The sequence below is a fragment of the Paenibacillus sp. TAF43_2 genome (genome assembly GCF_052113545.1).
Lineage (GTDB): Bacteria > Bacillota > Bacilli > Paenibacillales > Paenibacillaceae > Pristimantibacillus.
Genome location: NZ_JBFRDK010000389.1, coordinates 1 through 1045 on the forward strand (window position 1 = coordinate 1; position 1045 = coordinate 1045).

1 pseudogene is annotated in these 1045 nt (G+C 40.0%); it reads right to left on the reverse strand.

What is annotated here, in order from left to right:
• Window positions 1-595: pseudogene (locus AB4Z17_RS33625) on the reverse strand (transcriptional regulator); the annotation flags it as partial.
• Between the last annotated feature and the right edge of the window lie 450 nt (window positions 596-1045).

The window sequence follows — 1045 nt, forward strand, 5'->3', positions numbered from 1 at the left end:
GTTGAAGTTCAACGAGTGTGTACAAAATACGCCTTGCATGTCGATCACTTACTCTGAGATGCTCTGCGAGTTCTAAAGGAGTTATGGGTCGGAGCAAACGTCGTGCTAGTCGTAAGGTCTCCGCTTCAGAGCTCATCAGCTGTGAAGGCACATCTGATGAAATAAATTTRCCTATGAAAGCAAGAACGAGCTGCTGGCATTGTTGCGGTTCATCCGTGATAGAGGGGTAAGCAACAGGCAGCAGCATCCAACCGTCAAGAGATAACAAACAATGCCTTCTACACAAATCTTTAAATCGTCTTACATCAAGATCTCGAGCATGGGACGCATAACCTTGAATCTCAATTCCACCTTTTGCGCCACCTGGCATATAGGCAAGATCCAGATATCGATAGCCATTATTGAAATCGCGCACTTCCCATTCAGGCAGCAGATGATCGAAATGTCCGACAGCAGGGAACCATACTGATCATAGAAATTCAATTGTGCCGTGGCCAAGTCCCTTATTGAGCAATTCAAGTCTTCTATGATTACTCTCTGAATCAATATTGGATTGTAACCATTCCTTATATTTGTGTTCAAATTGAGATGCCATAACATACACTTCCCCTCTGCAAAATAAAAATGCCGCTGTCATACAAACACTCTCCCAAGCAGGGAATGGTTGTATGGCAGCGGCGTGTTCTTCACGACCTATGTTGTCAGTGTAYCTTCAGCTGACTATTTTATCAATAGCTGTTATTTTTAATATTTATAAGTGTCTCAGAGTTTTTGTAAGATGCACTATTAATTGAACAAATACGATATATTATTGATATACAGCTTGAGAAACACGCCAAAACAATTGATATCTAATCAATTTTTCTCAAGAACCCAACTGATAGCTCAGCTTATAAAATCGAAACAATCCTTCGCACCATAATACCATCATAATAGAGAAGACATAATTGACTAAAAGCACTAAAAGCACTACAAGCTCTGCAAGCTACTACAACCTCAAATGTTTTTTTAATCATGTAATCCATTTGTTTAAGCTGGTAGGAAC